Origin of the sequence: Reyranella sp. (assembly GCF_965229815.1) — a bacterium.
In the GTDB taxonomy this organism is placed as follows: domain Bacteria; phylum Pseudomonadota; class Alphaproteobacteria; order Reyranellales; family Reyranellaceae; genus Reyranella.
Map to the genome: position 1 here is coordinate 1106377 of NZ_CBDDJN010000006.1, position 17958 is coordinate 1124334.

The window sequence follows — 17958 nt, forward strand, 5'->3', positions numbered from 1 at the left end:
CATGACCGCCAAGAAGACCTACACCCGTCCCGACACGATTCTCGCCGTCGCCGGGCGCGATCCCGACAACAATTTCGGCATCGTCAATCCGCCCGTCTACCACGCCTCGACGATCCTCTCCCCGACCATGGAGAAGTTCGAGAACCGGGTGCCCTTCGAGGGGTTCGGTTACGGGCGCAACGGCACGCCGACCCAGAAGGCGCTGGAGGACGCCATCGCCGCCATCGAGGGCGCCCACCGCTCGATCGCCGTGCAGTCGGGCCTGGCCGCCGTCACCGGCGCCATCGTCGGCTTCCTCAAGACCGGCGACCACATGCTGGTGACCGACAATGCCTACGGCCCGGCCCGACGCTTCGCCAACACGACGCTCAAGGGCTTCGGCGTCGAGACGACCTTCTTCGATCCGATGATCGGCAAGGACATCGAGAAGCTGATCAAGCCCAACACCAAGGTTGTCTATCTCGAAGCGCCGGGCTCGCAGACCTTCGAGGTGCAGGACGTCGAGGCCATCGCCGCGGTCGCCAAGAAGCACGGCGCGGCCGTGCTGATCGACAATACCTGGGCGACGCCGCTCTACTTCAAGCCGTTCGACCATGGCTGCGACCTGTCGATCCACGCCGGCACCAAGTACATCGTCGGCCATTCCGACGCGATGATGGGCATCATCTCCTGCGCCACGCGGCCGATGTTCGAGGTCGCCAAGACGGCCTGCCAGAACTTCGGCTTCCACGCCGCGCCGGACGATTCCTACCTGGCGCTGCGCGGCCTGCGCACCATGGCGGTGCGGCTGCGGCACCACGAGAAGAGCGGGCTCGAGATCGCCCACTGGCTGAAGGGCCGGCCGGAGGTCGACAAGGTCCTGCACCCCGCCCTGCCCGACTGTCCCGGCCACGAGAACTGGAAGAAGCTGTTCAAGGGCTCGTCCGGCCTGTTCTCCTTCACGCTGCGCGACGGCTACAGCCGCAACGCGCTGGCCGCCATGCTCGACGGGATGGACATCTTCGGCATGGGCGCGAGCTGGGGCGGCTACGAGAGCCTGATGATCCCGGCCCATCCCGACAACTACCGCACCGCCGTGCCGTGGCCCAAGGACAAGCAGATCCTGCGAGTCCATATCGGGCTCGAGGCCGTCGAGGACCTCAAGACCGACCTGGCCGAGGGCTTCGACCGGCTGAACCGCGCGCACAACGCCTGAGCCCGTGCGGATCGTCGGGATCCGCGAGCGACTGCTGGAGAGCCTCTGATCGTCAGGCGGTCAGCCGGTCCCACCAGTCGCGGGTGCGGTACCAGGCGCCGACCATCGGCAGGAACCAGGGATTGCCGCTGTAGAACGGCACGGTCGGGAAGTCCTGGCCGTCGAAGGCGTTGATGGGCGCGTTCGAGCCGCCGGCGATCTTCCGCGCCGTCTGGTGGCCGAGATACGACATCATCGCGACGCCCGAGCCGTTGCAGGCCATCAGGTAGTGCATGCCCTGCTCCATGCCCATGTGCGGCAGGAAGTCGAACGCGAAGGCGACGTTGCCGGTCCAGGCGTGCGTGATCTTCGTTCCCTCGAGCTGCGGCCAGCGCTCCAGCATGTAGCCGTGCAGCACCGGCGCGCTGACCTCCGGCGTCACCTGGGTGAAGCGCGCCCGACCGCCGAAGATCACCCGCCTGTCGTCGGGCGAGCGCCGGTAGTAGCAGAGCACGCGCTTGGTATCGCTGACGACGCGGCCCTTGGGGATCAGGCTGCGGACCAGGTCCTCGGGCAGCTCCTCGGTGGCGATGATATGGCTGGCCACGGGCACGAGCCGCCGCTTCAGGGTCGGCGTCACGTCGCCGGTATAGCCGTTGGTCGCGATCACCACCTCGCGCGCCTCGATCGGGCCCTTGCTGGTGAGCACGGTGAAGCCGCCGCCCGCCTCCCTGCCCTTGCGCTCGATCTTCTCGGCGTCGCACCGGGCGCACAGCTTCGCGCCCGCCCGATGCGCCGCCTGCAGCAGGCCGCCATAGTAGAGGGCGGGATGGAGCTGGCCGGTGCGCTCCACCACCATGCCGCCGTAGTAGTAGTCGGAGGCGATCTCCTCGCGTTGCTGCTCGCGCGGCACCATGTAGGTGCCCAGCGCCGCGCGGTCGTTGTAGGTGCCGACCTTGGCCGCCTGCTCGGCATAGTGCCGGGGCGTGAAGGCGCCGCTGAAGCGGCCGGCCATGCGCCAGTGGCATTCGATGCCCTCGCGCCGGATCACCGTCTCGACCTGGGCCAGCGAATCGGCGGCGTCGCTCAGCATGCGCGACATCACCTTTCTCCACTCCTCGGGATCGGTCTTCACCCCCTTGCCGGAGAAGCCCTTGCCAAGCGTCGTGCCGCCGCTGACGCCGCCGCCGTTGCGCGTGCTGGCGCCGTCGCCGAAGGCGCCGCGCTCCAGCACCGTCACCTCGACGCCCGAGCGCGCCAGCTCGAGCGCCGTCGACAGGCCGGCATAGCCGGCGCCGACCACCAGCACGTCGGTCTTGCGCGGCGGGTCCTGCGACAGCTCGGTGTTGGGATGCCACCATTCCCACCACCAGGGCATCGACTTGAAGTCCTTGTGGAACACCGAATCCGCCATCGCCGACTCCTAACGCGCGCTGTCGAGGCCCGGGCTTCAGAGTTGCGGATGCCGCGCTCAGCTTCGCCGGCAGTCGCCGCAGGTGCCGGTCACTTCCAGGGTCATCTCGCGCGCGGTGAAGCCGCGGCGGCCGGCACTGGCGGCGATGCTCTCGGCCAGACCGTCGCTGTGCAGTTCCTCGGCATTGCCGCACTCGCCGCAGATCAGGAAGAAGCCGCGATGCGTCTGCCCCGGGTGGCTGCAACCGACGAAGGCGTTCATGCGCTCGATGCGATGGATGAGCCCGTTCTCGATCAGGAAATCGAGGGCCCGGTAGACGGTGGGCGGCGCCGAACCGAGATCCTCGTTGCGCAGCGCTTCGAGCAGGGCATAGGCACCGACCGGCTTGTGGCTCGACCAGACAAGCTCGAGGACCCGCCGGCGCAGCGGCGTGAATCGCAGATTCTTCTCGGCACAGAGCTTCTCGGCCGCCGCGACGGCATCCTCGATGCAGTGCTCGTGATCGTGTTCGTGCGCCGGGGTTTTGGCGGTCTTCTTCACGCGGGTCCCGATTTGCCAAGCTGGCGGAGGACGATTATAGGCCCCCTTCCTTTCGCAGGCCAAGGCTCGCCCATGTCCATTCCCTCCTCCGGCCTTTCGCCCGCAACCTACCTCGACGCCGCCATCGAACAGGCGTTAGGCGCCATCAAGTTCGACTCCCAGGGCCTCGTCCCGGCGATCGCCCAGCAGCACGATTCGGGCGAAGTCCTGATGATGGCCTGGATGGACCGCGATGCCGTCGCCGAAACCATGCGCACGGGGCGTGTGTGCTACTGGTCGCGCTCGCGCCAGGCGCCCTGGCGCAAGGGCGACACGTCCGGCCACATCCAGACGCTGGTCGACCTGCGCGTCGACTGCGACGGCGACACGCTGCTCGTGCTGGTCGACCAGACGGGCGCGGCCTGCCACACCGGCCGCCACAACTGCTTCTTCCGCGCCATCCGCGGCGGCACCCTCGAGACGATCGCGCCGGTGATGGTCGATATGGACACGACCGGGAAGGATCGAGCTTGACCCACAGCGTCCTCGCGCGGCGTGCGTTCCTTGGCGCCGCCCTCACCCTGCCGCTCGGCGCCTGCACCACGTCCGGCCTGTTCGGATCGACGCCCAAGCCGCGCTACACCCTCTCGCCGCAGGGCGACCGGATGGTGTGGTGGCTGCAGACCGCCGGCGTCGACAACATGATGGCGCCCGAGGCCCTCGCGCTGATGGGCATCACCAACGAGGGGCGCGACATTCCGGTGCGCCAGCTGGCGCGCGAGGACGAGACCGGCCGCTACGTCGTGAGCCTGGTCAACATCCGCAAGGTCCACGAGCTGGTGTTCCATCGCCGCCAGGGCGACGTGCTGATCCTCCATCTCAGCGACACCAAGTTCGAGCGCATGGCCAGCGTCCGCTACCCGCGCACCGGCAAGCCGACCCTGATCACCGACCGGGCCTTCGCCGAGAGCGATTTCCGGCAGCAGGTCGCTTTTTGGTTCAGGGCGATGCCGCCGAGATAGTATTGTGACAGGGAGATGACAGTCGCCGTCGCTCCCGCCCCCTCTCCCCGTCGCACCCTGACGGTCTGCGGCGGGATCCATGCGCTGCACGACGGCTTCACCGATCTCCTGAACGTCCTCTACCCGCTGCTGCAGGCCCAGTTCGGCCTGACCTATGCCGCCATCGGCGCGCTGAAGAGCGTCTATTCCGGCGCCATGGCGGTCGGCCAGATCCCCTCGGGCAAGCTCGCGGTCCGCTTCGGCGGCGTCGGCGTGCTGGCGCTCGGCACGACGCTGGTGGCCGTCGGTTACGGGCTGGCCGGCCTCGGCGGCTCGCTCTACGCCGTGGTCGTCGGCCTGCTGCTGGCGGGCCTGGGCGGCAGCACGCAGCACCCGATCGGGTCCAGCCTGGTTTCCGCCGCCCATTCGGGCCTGCGCTCCCGCACCGCGCTCGGCACCTACAATTTCAGCGGCGACGTCGGCAAGGTGGCGCTGCCTGCCCTGTTCGCCGTCCTGGCGGCGTCGCTCGGCTGGCGACAGGCACTGATCGTGGTGGCCGCGCTCGCCGTGGCCGGCGCCGGCGTGATCCTGGCCACGCTGAAGCCGGTGCCGCTGCACGACAAGGGGAACCAGGCCCGCGCGGCCGCTGCCGGCCAGGACCGGCCATGGGCCTACTGGCTGCTGTTCGCCATCCACATCGCCGACGACCTGGTGCGCACGGGCTTCCTGATCTTCCTGCCCTTCCTGCTGCGCGACAAAGGGGCCGACGTGCCCACGATCGGCCTCGGCCTCTCGCTGACCTTCGCCGGCGGCGCCGCCGGCAAGCTGGTCATGGGCTGGGTCGGGGAGAAGCTCGGCGTCGTGCCGTCGGTGATCCTGACCGAGACGGCGACCACGCTGCTGATCCTGGCGCTGCTGCCGCTGTCTCTGCCGGTCGCGCTGGCCGTGCTGCCGGCGGTCGGCCTGATGCTGAACGGCACCTCGTCGGTGCTCTACGGCACGATCCCCGAGTTCGTCAGCCCCGAGAAGCGCACGCACGCCTTCGCGGTGTTCTACACCGGCGGCTCGGTGGCGGGCGCGACCGGTCCGCTCCTGTCGGGACTGCTGGGCGACGCCGTGGGCCTGCCGATCGCGCTGTCGGCCGTCGCCTGCATCGCGCTCACGACCGTGCCGATGGTGTGGGCGCTCCGGCCGGCGTTCCGCTCGACCTGACGATCGAAAAGGCTGTCATCCCGAGCGTAGCGAGGGACCCTCAGGGAACGGGAAAGGTCCCTCGCTACGCTCGGGATGACATCTCGGCTCGGGATGACATCTCGCGCGTTGCGGCGCTCAGCCGTTCCAGACCGGTCCCATGGGGTTGAGCCTGATGCCCTTGCGCAGGTGCTTGTAGGGCATCTCTTCCGGATCGGTGATATGGGCGCCGGGCGAGCGCACGACCAGGATCGTCTCGGCGATGGGCTGGAAGTCGGCGCGGAAATGCACCGTCGACTTCAGGCCGAGGATCGGCACATCGGACGGCTCGACGCCGACATGGCGGAACATCTCCTGGTCGGCGGCCTGGATGCGCTTGCTCGCCAGCACGACCGAAACGCCGCTGGCCTCGTCGGTCACCAGCGCCATCGGCCCGATCTGGAACCGCGCGCCGCCGTAGAAGGGACCGGTGCCCATGAAGCGACCGTCGGCCACCTTCACGACGCGCCAGTCGGCGACGACCGGCTGCTCGCCGGCATAGCCGACCACGGCGCCGATACCGCGCCGCATGACGTTGCCCTCGCCCGTCGCGGCCGCCTCCTTCGCCGCCGCCTCGTCGATGATCAGGCCGATCACGGCGCCGCGTGCCTCGTGGCGCATCAGCGCCGCCAGCAGCCCCACCGTGTCGGACGTGCCGCCGGCGCCGGGATTGTCCTGGACGTCGGCCAGCACGATCGGCTTGCGCGCATCCTTCGCCAGCGACAGCGCCCGCAGCACCGCCGCATCGGGATCGAGGAGCTCGCCGGCGAACGCCTTCTCCTGCGCCTTCACCGCCTGGGCGAGCTTGTCGGCCGCCGCTTCCACCGCTTCCCTGTCGTGGCCGTAGACGACCAGGGCGGGGCCGCACTGGGCGATGTCGGCCGGCGGGAAGCCCGGCGTATGGGTGACGCTGACGATCCCCTGATTGTGGCTCTTCTCGCCAGCCTCGAGCTCGCCCACCAGGTCGAAGATGCTCTTCGCCGGCTCGATGAAGGTGCACTGCCAGACCAGCGGGATCAGGAAGTCGAGCTGGCGGTAGGCCCGGAAGACCGGCCGCTTCTCCGCGAGCAGGCGATCCAGCAGCTCGGCGGCGCGCCGGCCGGTCACCGCCATGTCGATATGCGGGTAGGTCCGGTAGCCGACCAGCGCGGTGGACAGCGCCGCCATCTCCGGCGTGAGGTTGGCGTGATAGTCGAGACTGGCGACGATCGGCAGCGCGTCGCCGACGATGCCGCGGATGCGCCGCAGCAGCTCGCCTTCGCCGTCGTCGGTGTTCTCGGCCACCATGGCGCCGTGCAGGTCGAGATAGATCGCGTCGAGCGGTCCCAGACGCCGCAGGTCGCCCTCGAACAGCGACCACATCTTCTCGAACGCATCCTCGGTCACGTAGGAAGCGGGCGGCGCCGACGCCCAGGCGAGCGGCACCAGCTCGTGCCCGAGCTCGGCCAGCCGGCCGACCGCGCCCGCGATCGGGATGTTGAAGCCCTCCACGCCGGCGACCAGTTCCGGGCCGTGGAGGAGCGGCGGCCAGGCGTCGGCCCGCAGGAAATCGTCCCAGGTCGCCTGCTGCGGCGCGAACGTGTTGGTTTCGTGCTGGAAGCCGCCGACTGCGATACGCGCCATGACCCCGAGTCCCCCGTCCCTACTTCTTCGCCGCGTCCTCGATCGCCTTCACCAGCACCGGCCAGTATTCCTTGCCGTGCCCCAGCTCGACCGCCCGCTCCATCAGCTCGTGCACGACGTCGGCACCCAGCGCCGGCACGCCGACCTCCTCGGCCATCTGGATGGCATAGGACAGGTCCTTCATCGCGTACTCGGTCGAGAAGGCGCGCTCCGGGAAGACTCCGGGCAGCATCGCCTTCATGCCGTGATTGCGCAGCGCGAAGGAATCGGCCGAGCCCTTGGTGAGGGTCTCGAACAGGATCTTTCCGTCGACGCCGTGGGCGCGCGCGATGCTGAGAGCTTCGGCCAGCGCCACGCCGGTCTGGAACAGGATCATGTTGTTCAGGATCTTCACGGCCTGGCCACTGCCGGCGTCGCCGCAATGCGTGACCTCGCTCGCCATGTGGCGCAGCAGCGGCTCGATGCGATCGAAACAGTCGCGGGTGCCGCCGACCATGATCGACAGCGTGCCGTCGATCGCCGCCTGGCGGGTCCGCGCCACCGGCGCGTCGGCGAAGGCCGAGGCCATGCCCTCGAATTCCGCGTAGAGGCGTCGTGCCAGGCTGACCGGCGCCGTGCTGAGGTCGATCACCGTCCAGCCAAGCCGAGCCTTCGACACCAGGCCGCCCTCGCCGAGGCACACCGCCTCGACCTCGCGGCCGCCCGGCAGCGACAGCATGATGGTGCGGCACTCGTCGGCGATCTCGTCGATCGAGGCCGTGCGCACGCCGTCGGCGGCGAGCCGCTTCAGGGGCGCCTCGTCCCGGTCGGCCGCCAGAACCTCGAGCCCGCACTTGCGTGCGAGATTGCGGCACATCGGCTCTCCCATGGTGCCGACGCCGATGAATCCGATCTTGTCCGTCATGTCAGTCCACGATGAAGAGTTTGGCGCCGCCCTCGGTGCGCGAACGATGGGCCAGCGTGCCGTCGGCCACCTGGTAGCTTTGTCCCGGCTTCAGGACGACCGTGCGACCGTCGGCCAGCTCGGTGTGCAACTCGCCGTCCAGCACCAGCAGCACATGGCCCTTCTGGCACCAGTGGTCGGCGAGATAGCCCGGCGTGTACTCGACCATGCGCACGCGGATATTGTTGAAGGTGCGGGTGCGCCAATAGGCCTTGCCGGTTTCGCCGGGGTGCTCCGTGCGCTCCACGTCGCCCCAGTCGGTCGTTCCGAACGGAATGTCGAACATCAGCATGGCTGGGCTTTTAGCACAGATCGCGCCTGCCGGTAGGCCGCGCGGCGGAGGTCGTGCGCCAGCGCCGGGTCGGAGACGCTGCGGGCCGCGACCATGCCGCCGACGCAGAGCGCGACCACCGACAGCGCACGCTCGCGCGCCTGCGGACCGGCGAGATCGTCGCGCAGCAGATCGAGCAGCTTCTCGAGGACGTCCTGGTAGGCGTCGCGCACGGCCCTGCCCTGGCGCGCGACGTCGGAAGGAAGCGCGATCAGCGGGCAGCAGGTCTCCCGGTCGTCGAAATGGTCGCGCGAGAAGTAGGCGTCGACGAGGCGCGCGGCGCGCCCCTTTCCGGCGGGCCCCTTTCCGGTGGGCCGCCGAGACCCGCGCCAGGGCTTCGGTGCTTCAGCGCACAGGAAGCGGCGCACGGCCGCGGCGTAGAGCTCGTCCTTGTCGCGGAAGTGGCGGTAGAAGCCGCCATGGGTCAGCCCGGCATCGTCCATCACCTCGGCGATCGACACGTCGGCGAAGCCGCGGCTGTTGAACAGGCGCCGTGCGCTGTCGAGGATGCGCTCGCGTGTCCGCTGCTTGTGTTGGGGCGTATAGGGCATCGATCCTCCATCGGCTGCACCCCTCCATGGGCGCATCCAAAAGATGATGTTGAACATCTTTTGCCGCGGCCGACCCTCCGTCAAACCGTTCCGGAGGACCTCATGCTCGACTTCCTGGGCACCTTCGCCACCATCGCCCTGATCGTCTTCGTCGTCGGCGCGCTGCTCGTCTTCCTCGACCTGCCGCGTCCGGCACGGCTCTGGCTGGCCGGCGCGCTCGGCCTCTGGGTCGGGGTTGCGGCTGCCGGCAGCCCTGCCGGCTGGGCCGCGACTGCCCGGCCGTTTCCCCTCATTGGCCTGTTCGTGGTCGCGCCCCTGCTCGCCGCAGCAGCGGCGGCCAGGTTCGCTCCCGCGCGGCGGGCGATGCTCGGCCTGCCGCTAACCCTGCTGGTCGGCCTCAATGTCGGCCGCGCCTTCGCCGTTCTCTTCCTGCTACTCGAGGCCGAGGGCCGGCTCTCGGGCCCTTTCCCGCAGTCTGCGGCCTGGGGCGACATCATCACGGGGCTGGTCGCCATCCCGCTGCTGGGATGGGCCCGCGACCCGGCCCGTCATGCCACCGCCCTGCACCTGTGGAACGCCTTCGGGATGCTCGACCTCGTGGCGGCGATCGGCCTCGGCGTGATGTCGGCGGATGGCTCTCGCCTGCAGGTCTTTCCCGGCCCCGGCTCGGAGGCGATGCAGCACCTGCCCTGGTCCTTCGTGCCGACCGTGCTGGTGCCGCTCTGGATGATCCTGCACGCCATCGTCTTCGCGAAGCTGCGGCAGGCCGTGCCGACCCTCAGCCCCAGCCCGCGAGGGCACGGCTGAGGCTCTCGGGACCGCGATAGAGCATGGCGCGCCAGCCGCAGGCGCGCGCGGCATCGACGTTGGCGGCGGTGTCGTCGACGAACAGGATCGACTGCGCGGCCGCCACGCCCATGCGGGCCTGGGCATTCGTGAAGAACACGCGGTCGGGCTTGCAGACGCCGAGTGCCGCCGAATAGATGATCTCGTCGAAGTGCGGTCCGAGACCGGCCTGGTCGCGCAGGTACTCGATCCGGTGATGCTCCTGGTTGGAGGCGGTGAAGCAGCGGCCGCCCGTCCGCCGGCGCCAGGCATCGGCCTGGGCCAGCACATCGCGGTCGATGACCGCGTCCTTCTCGAACCAGTAGGCGACCAGCTCCTCCACCCGGTCGGCCATGCCCTTGGTCTCCAGCCAGGCGTGCAGGGCGACGTAGAGATCGAGCCGGCCGCGCAGCACCTCCGTGAAGTCGCGGCGGAAGAAGTCGCGCGCCATCTCCTCGTGGCCGAAGCCCCAGTCGGCCTCCAGGGTGGCGTACCAGGGAGCTGGCGATCCCGGCTGGGCCAGCGACACCACGCCGTCGATGTCGAGGACGAGCACAGGGGCGTGCGCGAGAGTGGCATTCATGGCCCGCCATGCTACAGCACGCGGCCCGTGGCTAGGACCTCCCGTTGCAGCTTGTCGTTCCCACCCTGGCGCATCTCGACGCCTACGCCGATGCCCTGAGCCGGGGCTGGTCGCCCGACAATGTCCGTCTCGAAGCAGCGGCGCGCGAGGAGCTGGCGCTGATCGCGGCCGATCCCGCCGCCTTCGTCGCCCGCCTCGACGACCGTGAGGCCAGGGGCGGTCCCATCACCCTGCCGGACGGGTTCCAGGTGCCGCGACTGCCGGGCTTCCGACGATGGATATGGGACGGCGCATTCTGCGGCTCGATCAACTTCCGCTGGCAGCCCGGCACGGAAGCGCTGCCGCCGCACTGTCTCGGCCATATCGGCTACGCGGTCGTGCCCTGGAAGCGCGGCCGGGGCTACGCGACCCAGGCGCTGGCGCTGCTCCTGCCGGACGCACGGCGGGAAGGGCTCGCCTATGTCGAGCTCACGACCGATCCCGACAATCTGCCGTCGCAGAAGGTCATCACCGCCAATGGCGGGCATCTGGTGGCGCGCTTCCGCAAGGACCCGGCCTACGGCGACCAGGAAGGGCTGCTGTTCCGGATTCCGCTGGCCTGAGCAGACCTCAGCGGTTGCCGGCCAGCACCACCGTCTCTACCAGGGCCGACAGCACGGCGAGGCCGCGCGCCTTCAGGGCCCGAGAGGAATCCTTCTCGCCGAGCTGGCCCTCCAGCACGAGAGTGATGAACCCATGCACGGAGGCCCAGGCGAAGTCGACCATGCGCTCCTTCACCTCACCGCTGGCCTGGGGGATCACCGCCTCGACCGCCTCGCGCTGCAGGTGATAGGCCGAGCGTGACGCCTCGGCGAGCGCCGGAGTCTCGAAGCGGTTCGCCTCGCGGCTGAACATGAGCTGGAACAGGACCGGGTTGGCGGCGGCGAAGGCCATGTAGCCGATGCCCTGTCCCACCAGCCGGGCGGCGGGCTTGTCGGCCGAACGGCGGGATTCGGCCGTCATCGCCGCCGCGAGTTCCTGGTAGCCGCGCGTGGCGATCTCGGCCAGCAGGTCGTCGATGGAGGCGAAGTGATGGGCCGGGGCGGCATGCGACACGTCGGCTCGCCGCGCGCATTCACGCAGCGTGAAGCCGCGAACGCCCCGTTCCTCCAACAGCTTGCGGCCGGCAACGACCAGTGCTTCCCGCAGTTCGCCATGATGATATGGCTTCGTCGTCCTTGCCTTGGCCATGGGCCATCCGCTCACGCGACCCTTGGGGTGTCAAGCGATCAGCCCATGACTTGACGACAGAAAGATTGGCGGGGTCGCTATATTGTCATTGACAAGATATTTCGATTTGTCCGCTGCAGAACCGGGCTGACACGACAACCGCCGCATGGCTTGATCGGTCCTCGCCCCGCGTCAGGAGATTGCCATGTCGTTCGAAGCCTGGGCCGCCTTCACGGCGGCGTCCGCCCTGCTCCTTCTCATTCCGGGCCCGACGGTTCTCCTCGTCGTGTCCTACGCCCTGGGCCAGGGCTGGCGCACCGCTCTGCCCATGGCGGTGGGCGTCGCCCTCGGCGACTTCACGGCCATGACCCTGTCGATGCTGGGCCTCGGCGCGCTGCTTGCGACCTCCGCCACCCTCTTCACGGTGCTCAAATGGGTGGGCGCCCTCTATCTCGTCTATCTCGGCGTGAAGCTGTGGCGCGCCGGCGGTGCGCTCCAGGCCACGCCGCGACAGGACGCGACCTCGGCGGCCCGGATGCTCGGCCATGCCTGGCTGGTCACGGCGCTCAACCCCAAGAGCATCACGTTCTTCGTGGCCTTCCTGCCGGCCTTCCTCGATCCGGCGGCCGACTTCCTCACCCAGATGGCGGTCTTCGAGGCGACGTTCCTGGTCCTCGCCTTCGCCAATGCCTTCGGCTACGCCCTGATCGCCTCCCGCGCGCGAGCCTTCGTCGCCAACCCTCGCTCGATCGCCATTGTGAACCGGACCGGCGGCGGCCTTCTCGTCGGGGCCGGCGTGGCGACGGTGGCCTTCGCCGGCTCGAAGAGCTGAGGGACGTGCCGGATCAGCGCTCCGGCTCGCTCACGAACGCGACCTTCGACAGGCCCGCCTTGGAGGCGTCCGCCAGCGTCTCGGCGACATAGCGGTACGGCACGTTCTGGTCGGCCCGCAGGTAGACCTCGGGCTGGGGCCGTTTCGCCCCTTCCGCGGCGAAGCGCTCGACGGCTTCCTCGCGGGTGATGCGCTCGCCCTTCCAGAAGAGCGCGCCGGTCGCATCGATGGCGAACTCGACCTTCTCCGGCTTCTGGATGTCGGCCGTCGAGGTCGCCTTGGGCAGGTCGAGCTTGACGACATTGGTGAGGAGCGGCGCGGTCACGATGAAAATGACCAGCAACACCAGCGCGACGTCGATCAACGGCACCATGTTGATCTCGGCCATGGGCTGCGACGACGACTTGCGATCAAAGCTTCCGAAAGCCATGGGAGCGTTCTCCTCTCGTCAGGTCACGGCGGCCAGCGGGACGCCGCCCGGGCGACCGCGGCCGCCCGCCTGCAGGGCTCGGCCCATCGACAGGAAGGTCAGCAGTTCGAAGGCGAAGGCATCGAGCTTGGCGGTCAGCACGCGGTTGGAGCGGGTCAGCCAATTGTAGCCCATGACCGCCGGCAGGGCGACGGCGAGGCCGATGCCGGTCATGATCAGCGCCTCGCCGACCGGACCGGCGACCTTGTCGAGCATGCCGGAGCCCGACAGGCCGATCGCCACCAGCGCGTGGTAGACGCCCCAGACGGTGCCGAACAGGCCGACGAACGGCGCGGTGGCGCCGATCGTGGCCAGCATGGTGAGGCCGTTCTCGAGCGACGTGGTCTCCTCGTCGAGCACCTTCTTGATCGTGCGCGTGAGGAACTCCTGCTCGCTGCCGGCCTCCTCGAGCTTGGCGGCGCCGAACCGGGCGTGGTGAGCCTGAGCGTGCAGGGAATGCGCCGTCAGATGCCCGAACGGCTCGTGCACGCCGTGGACGCCGAGCTCGTTCTGCACCGCCTCGAGCGAGGTCGCGCTCCAGAAGAAGGCAAGGAACTTCTGGCTGCGCCTCTGGCGGATGACCTGGGCGATGCCCTTCGAGATGATCAGGTACCAGGAGATCGCCGACATGATCGCGAGCACCGCCAGCAGCACCTTGGCGACGATGTCGGATTGCGCGATGAAATGCCCGAACCCCAGGGACGATGCGTCGCCCATGATGAAATCTCCTAACGCAGCACGAAGTTGATGGGCACCAGGACCCAGACGGCCTGCTTCAGGCCGGCCTCGGCATAGGGTCTGAAGTGCGCGGCGCGCACGGCGCTCACCGCCGATTCGTCCAGCGCCGGGTGGCCGGACGATTTATGAAGCGAGACCTGCGCCGGGCGTCCCGTGACGTCGACCAGCACGCGCACGATCACCGTCCCCTGCTCGCCCGCCTTGCGCGAGCGCGAGGGATAGACCGGATTGGGAGCCGACAGGTACCCGAGCTGCGATGCCGACACGGTGCGGGGCGTGGCGGGCGCCGAAGGCGCCGGCGTCGCGGCCTGCTGCTGGGTCTCGACCGGACCGACCGGCACCGGTGGCCGCTTCTGCACGGGCCTGGGTGCCGGGGGCTTGGGCTTCGGCTGGGGCTTCGGCGGCTCAGGTGGCTTCTCGACCTTGATCTCCGGCGGCGGCAGGTCGGGCGGCGGCGGGATGTCGAGCTTGGCGATCGGAAACTCGGGCGGCGGCAGGTCGGGCGGTGGCGGATCGACGATCGCCGCCAGATCCGGCGGCTTGATCTCCACCGGCGGCGGCGGCTCGGCATTTTCGATCTCCGGCGCGGCGGGCGGCTCGGCCGCGACCATCCGCACCTCCATGGGCGCGATGTCGCCCACGATCAGCTTCACCGGCTCGACCTGGGTCAGCGCCCAGCCACCGCCGACATGGAAGAAGATCACCGCCGCCAGGAGCGCCCGCTTGACCGTCGGAGTCAGCGGCTCGCGGTAGGCGGCGACGCCGGTCGACGGCAGTCTCGGCAGGAAGGAAAACGCGTCAGGCATCGGCCGCTCACCACTGTACCGGCCACAGCGCCAGGGCGACCGTTGCGGCGACCGAGACGCCGAAGATTGCGATCCCGAGGCCGCGCCGGCGATGGGTTTCCCACCACAGAATGGTGCCGCTGATCGAGAGAAAAATCATCGCACCCGCCAGCGTGTCGACCAGCAGGATCCAGGGCACCGGCATGGTCGTGCCCTTGTGCAGGTTGGTAAGCGTGGCAATGAACCCATTCTGCATCGTACGGATGCTGGCGGCGTCGTTGCCGACCCAGTATTCAGCCTGGACCACCCTATTGGGACCGCCCAGCACGATTGTCCAGCGCTCCGGCTGCATGAGGGGCTTGCCGTCGGCGCCGCGCGCCCCCCAGGGCACCGGCCGGGCCCGCTCGATCCGGGTATTCGTCGCCGGCCGGTCGAGATTCAGCGCCTGCTGCAGCCATTCGGCCATGGCCGAAGGAGTCTTGGGCCGCGGATCCGGCACGGCCAGGCGCTCGACGCCCTGTCGTTGCCCCGGCAGGTCGATCTTGAGAATGCTGCGATGGTTCAGCCAGATGCCGCTCACCCCGGCCATCAGGCCGAGCAAGGCGCCCCACAGGCCGAACCAGCCGTGGGTGCGGCGGACCCAGCGGACGAACGCCAGGCGGTGATTGATCCGGGTCGCGGCGCGGGCTGTGGCGGCGGCTCCAGCCATCAGGTCTCGCTCCAGATGCGGACCATGTTGTGGTAGCAGCCGATCAGCGATCGTCGCGCGATTTCGTCGGCATTGGTCTGGTTCAATCGCTGGATGGCGTCGTCCATCTGGTGCAGCACCGCCCGTTGCGTCTCGTCTCGGATCAGGCTCTGGACCCAGAAGAAGCAGGCCGTCCGCACGCCGCGCGTGATCGGCGTGACCTGGTGAAGGCTGGTCGCCGGATAGACCACCATGTCGCCGGCATTCAGCTTGACGGTGTGGCGGCCGTACGTGTCCTCGATCTCGAGTTCACCCCCGTCGTACTCCGACGGGTTGGTGAGGAAGAGCGTCGCCGACACGTCCGTGCGCAGCTTGCTGCCGGTGTGCGGGTTGATGCGCACGCTGCCGTCGACGTGGGGTCCGAATTTCATGCCCTCGCCGTAGCGGTTGAACATCGGCGGATAGATCGTGTTCGGCAGCACGGCGCTGATGAACAGCGGATTCGTCTCCAGCGCACCGACGACGATGCGCTGGCACTCGACGGCGACCTCGGATCGTTCGTCGATCTGGTGGTTGAACTTGACCGGCGCGCCCTGGTAGCCCGCCGTCACGCGCCCGTCGACCCACGCATTGGCGCGATCGAGGCGGGCGCGGACGCTCACGAGCTGCCCGGCGTCCAGGACCTGGGGGATGCAGACCAACATTGGCGGGCGGCGGCCTCCGTCACATGCGATAGGTCAGCGTGATCATCCCCGTCGTGCCCGAACCCGGCACGGCGCGACCGCCGTCCGAGGCCATGAGCGCGTCGTAGTACATCGTGTTGAACACGTTGAAGACGTTGGCGCGGATCTCGTAGGTCGGCTGCTTGTAGGCCGCCGTCAGATCGAACCGCGTGTAGGCGGGCACCTGGACGGTGTTCTGGTTGTTGGCGTAGCGCTGGCCGACATAGAACAGGCCGCCGCCCACCTCGTACGTGTCCTTGATCGTGTAGGTCGTCCAGAGGTTCGCCGAATCCCGCGGCACGTTCAGCGGCACGTTGCCGGTCGTGTTGCCGATGCCGTTCATGTAGGTCAGGCCCTGGATGATGCGGCCGTTCAGGTAGGCGTAGCCGCCGTAGATCTGCCATTCCGGGGTGATCCGGCCGACGGCGCCGATGCGGGCGCCCTGCACGCGCACCGTGCCGGTCGGCGTATAGGTGCCGTCCGGATTGGCGGTGCGCTGGTTGTACTTGGTGATCTGGAAAAGCGCGCCGTTCAGCGACAGGTTGCCGTTCAGCAGGTCGTACTTCGCGCCAACCTCGAACCCTTCGTTGGATTCCGGCGGGAGCTGCTGGTCGCCCGTCGTCGAGGTGAGCTGCTCGAGCGACGGATTGAACGAGGTACTGTAGGAGAAGTAGTACGACTGCTCCTTCGTCGGCTCGAAGATGACGCCGGCGCGCACGCTCGTGAACGTGTCGGTCTGCGAGTAATACGGCACGGTCCTGTTGCCTGGCGTGTTCACCGAGTTGACCGAGTTGCCGATCTGCGCCTTGTAGATGTCCCAGCGCACGCCGCCCACGAACTTCAGCCACGGCATGGCCGTGATCGTGTCGTTGGCATAGAAGCCGGCGCCCCAGGCCTGCGAGGAGGCGTAGTTCCCCGGGACGGACGGGACGTTGCCCGGCGTGCCGCCGCCGACGGTGAAGCCGGCGGGCGTGCATCCGATCGAGCCGGCCGGAAGGGCGAAGCCGTTGCAGGTTCCGGTGCGGGACGCCGCCTTGTTGGTATAGGCCTCGTAGTTCAGGTCGATGCCGCCCAGCAGCACGTGGCCGATCGGGCCGGTCGCGAACTTGGCCAGCATCTCGGTCTGGTTCTCGAGCGTGTAGTCGTTGATGTTGCGGTCGCGGCTGATCTGCCGGATGTAGAGACTGCTGAGCGGCGCCGCCGTATAGGGCGTGTTGCCAGGCCCCGCCGAGGCCTGCACGAAGGCCCCCGCCGGCGACAAGGTGCCGACGAAAGCGCCCGAGGTTTCCCGCACCTGCGTGTTCACCCAGACGAACTCGGTCTGGTTGCGGAAGCTCAGACTGTCGTTGACCTTGTGGTCGATCGTGCTGTTCAGCGCCACCGAATCCTGCTCGGTATAGTCGTCGCTGAAGCCGTAAGCGGTGTTGCGCGGCACGTTGATCGGATAGCCGTTGATGGGCGGCACGCCGTAGTTCACCTGGTCCTTGCGATGCTGCAGGATCGCCGACAGGGTGATCTGGGTCGGCGTACCGATGCCGAGCTTGACCGACGGTGCCATGCCGAAGTCGAACACGTTCGTCATGTCGATGGTCGACGCCTTGCCGGTCTGGAACATGGCGTTGACGCGCGCCGCGTTCGTCTCCTCGAAGGGCACGTTGACGTCGGCCGTGGTGCGTACCAGCCCGTTGGTCGTCGCCTGGACGCTGAGCTCGGTGGCCTGCTTCAGGCCGGGCTTCTTCACCACCTGGTTGATGACGCCGCCGGTCGAGCCGCGCCCGAACAGCATCGACGACGGGCCCATCAGCACCTCGACGGCCTCGAGGGCGAAGACGTCGCGATAGTACTGGCCGCGGTCGCGCATGCCGTCGAGGTAGATGTCGGTGCGCGCCGAGAAGCCGTTGAGATTGATGTTGTTGCCGATCGTGCCGCCCTCGGCCGAGCCGATCGTGACGCCGGGCACGTTGCGGACGGCGTTCTCCAGCGTGGTGACGCCCTGGCTCTGCATCAGGGCCTTGTCGATCACGACCACCGTCTGGGGGACGTCCATCAGGTTCTCGGCGCCCAGCCGCATCAGCGAGCCGCGCGTCACCTGGAAGTCCTCGCTGGGGCGGGACCCCGTCACGGTCACGGGCTGCATCGTCGCGGGGGCGCCGCTGGCCGGCGCAGGATTGGTGCCGGGCGGCGGCGCCGGCTCCGGGGGAGTCGTCGCATTCTGGGGGGGCGGCTGCTGGGCGCCCGCGCCGGACGCGACGACCAGACCAATCAGCGCGGTTGAGACCGGAACCCGACGCTTCATCACTCACTCTCCCCCATGGACGCGA

Annotated in this window: 21 protein-coding genes; 7 read left to right on the forward strand and 14 right to left on the reverse strand. The window is 68.7% G+C overall.

Annotated elements, in window-relative coordinates; genetic code table 11:
- The first annotated feature begins 1 nt into the window (after position 1).
- Positions 2 to 1195 carry a cystathionine beta-lyase gene (metC, locus tag ACO073_RS16665; protein WP_421998801.1) on the forward strand — a complete coding sequence of 398 codons (1194 nt, stop codon included), beginning with the start codon at positions 2 to 4 and terminating at the stop codon, positions 1193 to 1195.
- Between the two features lie 52 nt (positions 1196 to 1247).
- On the opposite strand, the gene ACO073_RS16670 is transcribed toward metC, so the two are convergent.
- Together ACO073_RS16670 and ACO073_RS16675 are read right to left on the reverse strand one after the other, a co-directional pair.
- Positions 1248 to 2588, reverse strand: a complete 1341-nt coding sequence (locus ACO073_RS16670) for an NAD(P)/FAD-dependent oxidoreductase (RefSeq protein WP_421998802.1) — start codon at positions 2586 to 2588, stop codon at positions 1248 to 1250.
- A gap of 57 nt (positions 2589 to 2645) precedes the next feature.
- Positions 2646 to 3128: a Fur family transcriptional regulator gene (locus ACO073_RS16675; RefSeq protein ID WP_421998803.1), complete on the reverse strand. Its 483-nt coding sequence runs from the start codon at positions 3126 to 3128 to the stop codon at positions 2646 to 2648.
- Between the two features lie 72 nt (positions 3129 to 3200).
- On the opposite strand from ACO073_RS16675, the gene hisI reads away from it, so the two are divergent.
- From hisI to ACO073_RS16690, 3 genes are read left to right on the forward strand one after another with little or no spacing between them, the layout of a single operon-like run.
- Complete coding sequence (gene hisI, locus ACO073_RS16680) at positions 3201 to 3641, forward strand: phosphoribosyl-AMP cyclohydrolase (RefSeq protein ID WP_421998804.1); 441 nt, start codon at positions 3201 to 3203, stop codon at positions 3639 to 3641.
- Positions 3638 to 4129: a hypothetical protein gene (locus ACO073_RS16685; RefSeq protein WP_421998805.1), complete on the forward strand. Its 492-nt coding sequence runs from the start codon at positions 3638 to 3640 to the stop codon at positions 4127 to 4129. Before hisI ends, ACO073_RS16685 begins: the two co-directional genes overlap by 4 nt.
- Positions 4130 to 4144: 15 nt before the next feature.
- Positions 4145 to 5320 carry an MFS transporter gene (locus tag ACO073_RS16690; protein WP_421998806.1) on the forward strand — a complete coding sequence of 392 codons (1176 nt, stop codon included), beginning with the start codon at positions 4145 to 4147 and terminating at the stop codon, positions 5318 to 5320.
- Positions 5321 to 5437: 117 nt separating this feature from the next.
- Here ACO073_RS16690 and ACO073_RS16695 read toward each other — a convergent pair whose 3' ends face one another.
- Genes ACO073_RS16695 through ACO073_RS16710 form a run of 4 tightly spaced genes read right to left on the reverse strand, consistent with a single transcriptional unit; the run spans position 5438 to position 8786 of the window.
- Positions 5438 to 6961, reverse strand: a complete 1524-nt coding sequence (locus ACO073_RS16695; protein WP_421998807.1) for a M81 family metallopeptidase — start codon at positions 6959 to 6961, stop codon at positions 5438 to 5440.
- 19 nt (positions 6962 to 6980) lie between these two features.
- Complete coding sequence (locus tag ACO073_RS16700; RefSeq protein ID WP_421998808.1) at positions 6981 to 7865, reverse strand: NAD(P)-dependent oxidoreductase; 885 nt, start codon at positions 7863 to 7865, stop codon at positions 6981 to 6983.
- Between the two features lies 1 nt (position 7866).
- A complete protein-coding gene (locus ACO073_RS16705; protein ID WP_421998809.1) occupies positions 7867 to 8196 on the reverse strand; it encodes a DHCW motif cupin fold protein in 330 nt (109 codons plus the stop codon).
- Complete coding sequence (locus ACO073_RS16710; RefSeq protein ID WP_421998810.1) at positions 8190 to 8786, reverse strand: TetR/AcrR family transcriptional regulator; 597 nt, start codon at positions 8784 to 8786, stop codon at positions 8190 to 8192. The genes ACO073_RS16705 and ACO073_RS16710 overlap by 7 nt, the downstream gene beginning before the upstream one ends.
- 102 nt (positions 8787 to 8888) lie before the next feature.
- Between ACO073_RS16710 and ACO073_RS16715 the strand changes: the two genes are divergently transcribed.
- Entirely contained in the window at positions 8889 to 9593 is a 705-nt protein-coding gene (locus ACO073_RS16715; RefSeq protein ID WP_421998811.1) for a hypothetical protein, read from the forward strand.
- On the opposite strand, the gene ACO073_RS16720 is transcribed toward ACO073_RS16715, so the two are convergent.
- Positions 9565 to 10194 (reverse strand): HAD-IA family hydrolase, encoded by a 630-nt coding sequence (locus ACO073_RS16720; protein WP_421998812.1) that lies wholly within the window; start codon positions 10192 to 10194, stop codon positions 9565 to 9567. The genes ACO073_RS16715 and ACO073_RS16720 overlap by 29 nt on opposite strands.
- A gap of 44 nt (positions 10195 to 10238) precedes the next feature.
- Between ACO073_RS16720 and ACO073_RS16725 the strand changes: the two genes are divergently transcribed.
- Positions 10239 to 10796 (forward strand): GNAT family N-acetyltransferase, encoded by a 558-nt coding sequence (locus ACO073_RS16725; RefSeq protein ID WP_421998813.1) that lies wholly within the window; start codon positions 10239 to 10241, stop codon positions 10794 to 10796.
- Positions 10797 to 10803: 7 nt separating this feature from the next.
- Here the strand turns inward: ACO073_RS16725 and ACO073_RS16730 are convergent, their stop codons facing one another.
- Positions 10804 to 11424: a TetR/AcrR family transcriptional regulator gene (locus ACO073_RS16730; RefSeq protein ID WP_421998814.1), complete on the reverse strand. Its 621-nt coding sequence runs from the start codon at positions 11422 to 11424 to the stop codon at positions 10804 to 10806.
- 184 nt (positions 11425 to 11608) lie between these two features.
- On the opposite strand from ACO073_RS16730, the gene ACO073_RS16735 reads away from it, so the two are divergent.
- Positions 11609 to 12235 carry a LysE family translocator gene (locus tag ACO073_RS16735; protein ID WP_421998815.1) on the forward strand — a complete coding sequence of 209 codons (627 nt, stop codon included), beginning with the start codon at positions 11609 to 11611 and terminating at the stop codon, positions 12233 to 12235.
- 13 nt (positions 12236 to 12248) lie between these two features.
- Here ACO073_RS16735 and ACO073_RS16740 read toward each other — a convergent pair whose 3' ends face one another.
- Genes ACO073_RS16740 through ACO073_RS16765 form a run of 6 tightly spaced genes read right to left on the reverse strand, consistent with a single transcriptional unit; the run spans position 12249 to position 17933 of the window.
- Positions 12249 to 12665 carry an ExbD/TolR family protein gene (locus ACO073_RS16740; protein WP_421998816.1) on the reverse strand — a complete coding sequence of 139 codons (417 nt, stop codon included), beginning with the start codon at positions 12663 to 12665 and terminating at the stop codon, positions 12249 to 12251.
- 18 nt (positions 12666 to 12683) lie between these two features.
- Complete coding sequence (locus ACO073_RS16745) at positions 12684 to 13421, reverse strand: MotA/TolQ/ExbB proton channel family protein (protein WP_421998817.1); 738 nt, start codon at positions 13419 to 13421, stop codon at positions 12684 to 12686.
- Between the two features lie 11 nt (positions 13422 to 13432).
- The gene (locus tag ACO073_RS16750) at positions 13433 to 14248 is read right to left on the reverse strand and encodes an energy transducer TonB (protein WP_421998818.1); all 816 of its coding nucleotides are present in this window, start codon (positions 14246 to 14248) and stop codon (positions 13433 to 13435) included.
- 7 nt (positions 14249 to 14255) lie between these two features.
- The gene (locus tag ACO073_RS16755; protein WP_421998819.1) at positions 14256 to 14936 is read right to left on the reverse strand and encodes a PepSY-associated TM helix domain-containing protein; all 681 of its coding nucleotides are present in this window, start codon (positions 14934 to 14936) and stop codon (positions 14256 to 14258) included.
- Complete coding sequence (locus ACO073_RS16760; protein ID WP_421998820.1) at positions 14936 to 15619, reverse strand: Fe2+-dependent dioxygenase; 684 nt, start codon at positions 15617 to 15619, stop codon at positions 14936 to 14938. The genes ACO073_RS16755 and ACO073_RS16760 overlap by 1 nt, the downstream gene beginning before the upstream one ends.
- A gap of 19 nt (positions 15620 to 15638) precedes the next feature.
- The gene (locus ACO073_RS16765; protein ID WP_421998821.1) at positions 15639 to 17933 is read right to left on the reverse strand and encodes a TonB-dependent receptor; all 2295 of its coding nucleotides are present in this window, start codon (positions 17931 to 17933) and stop codon (positions 15639 to 15641) included.
- Between the last annotated feature and the right edge of the window lie 25 nt (positions 17934 to 17958).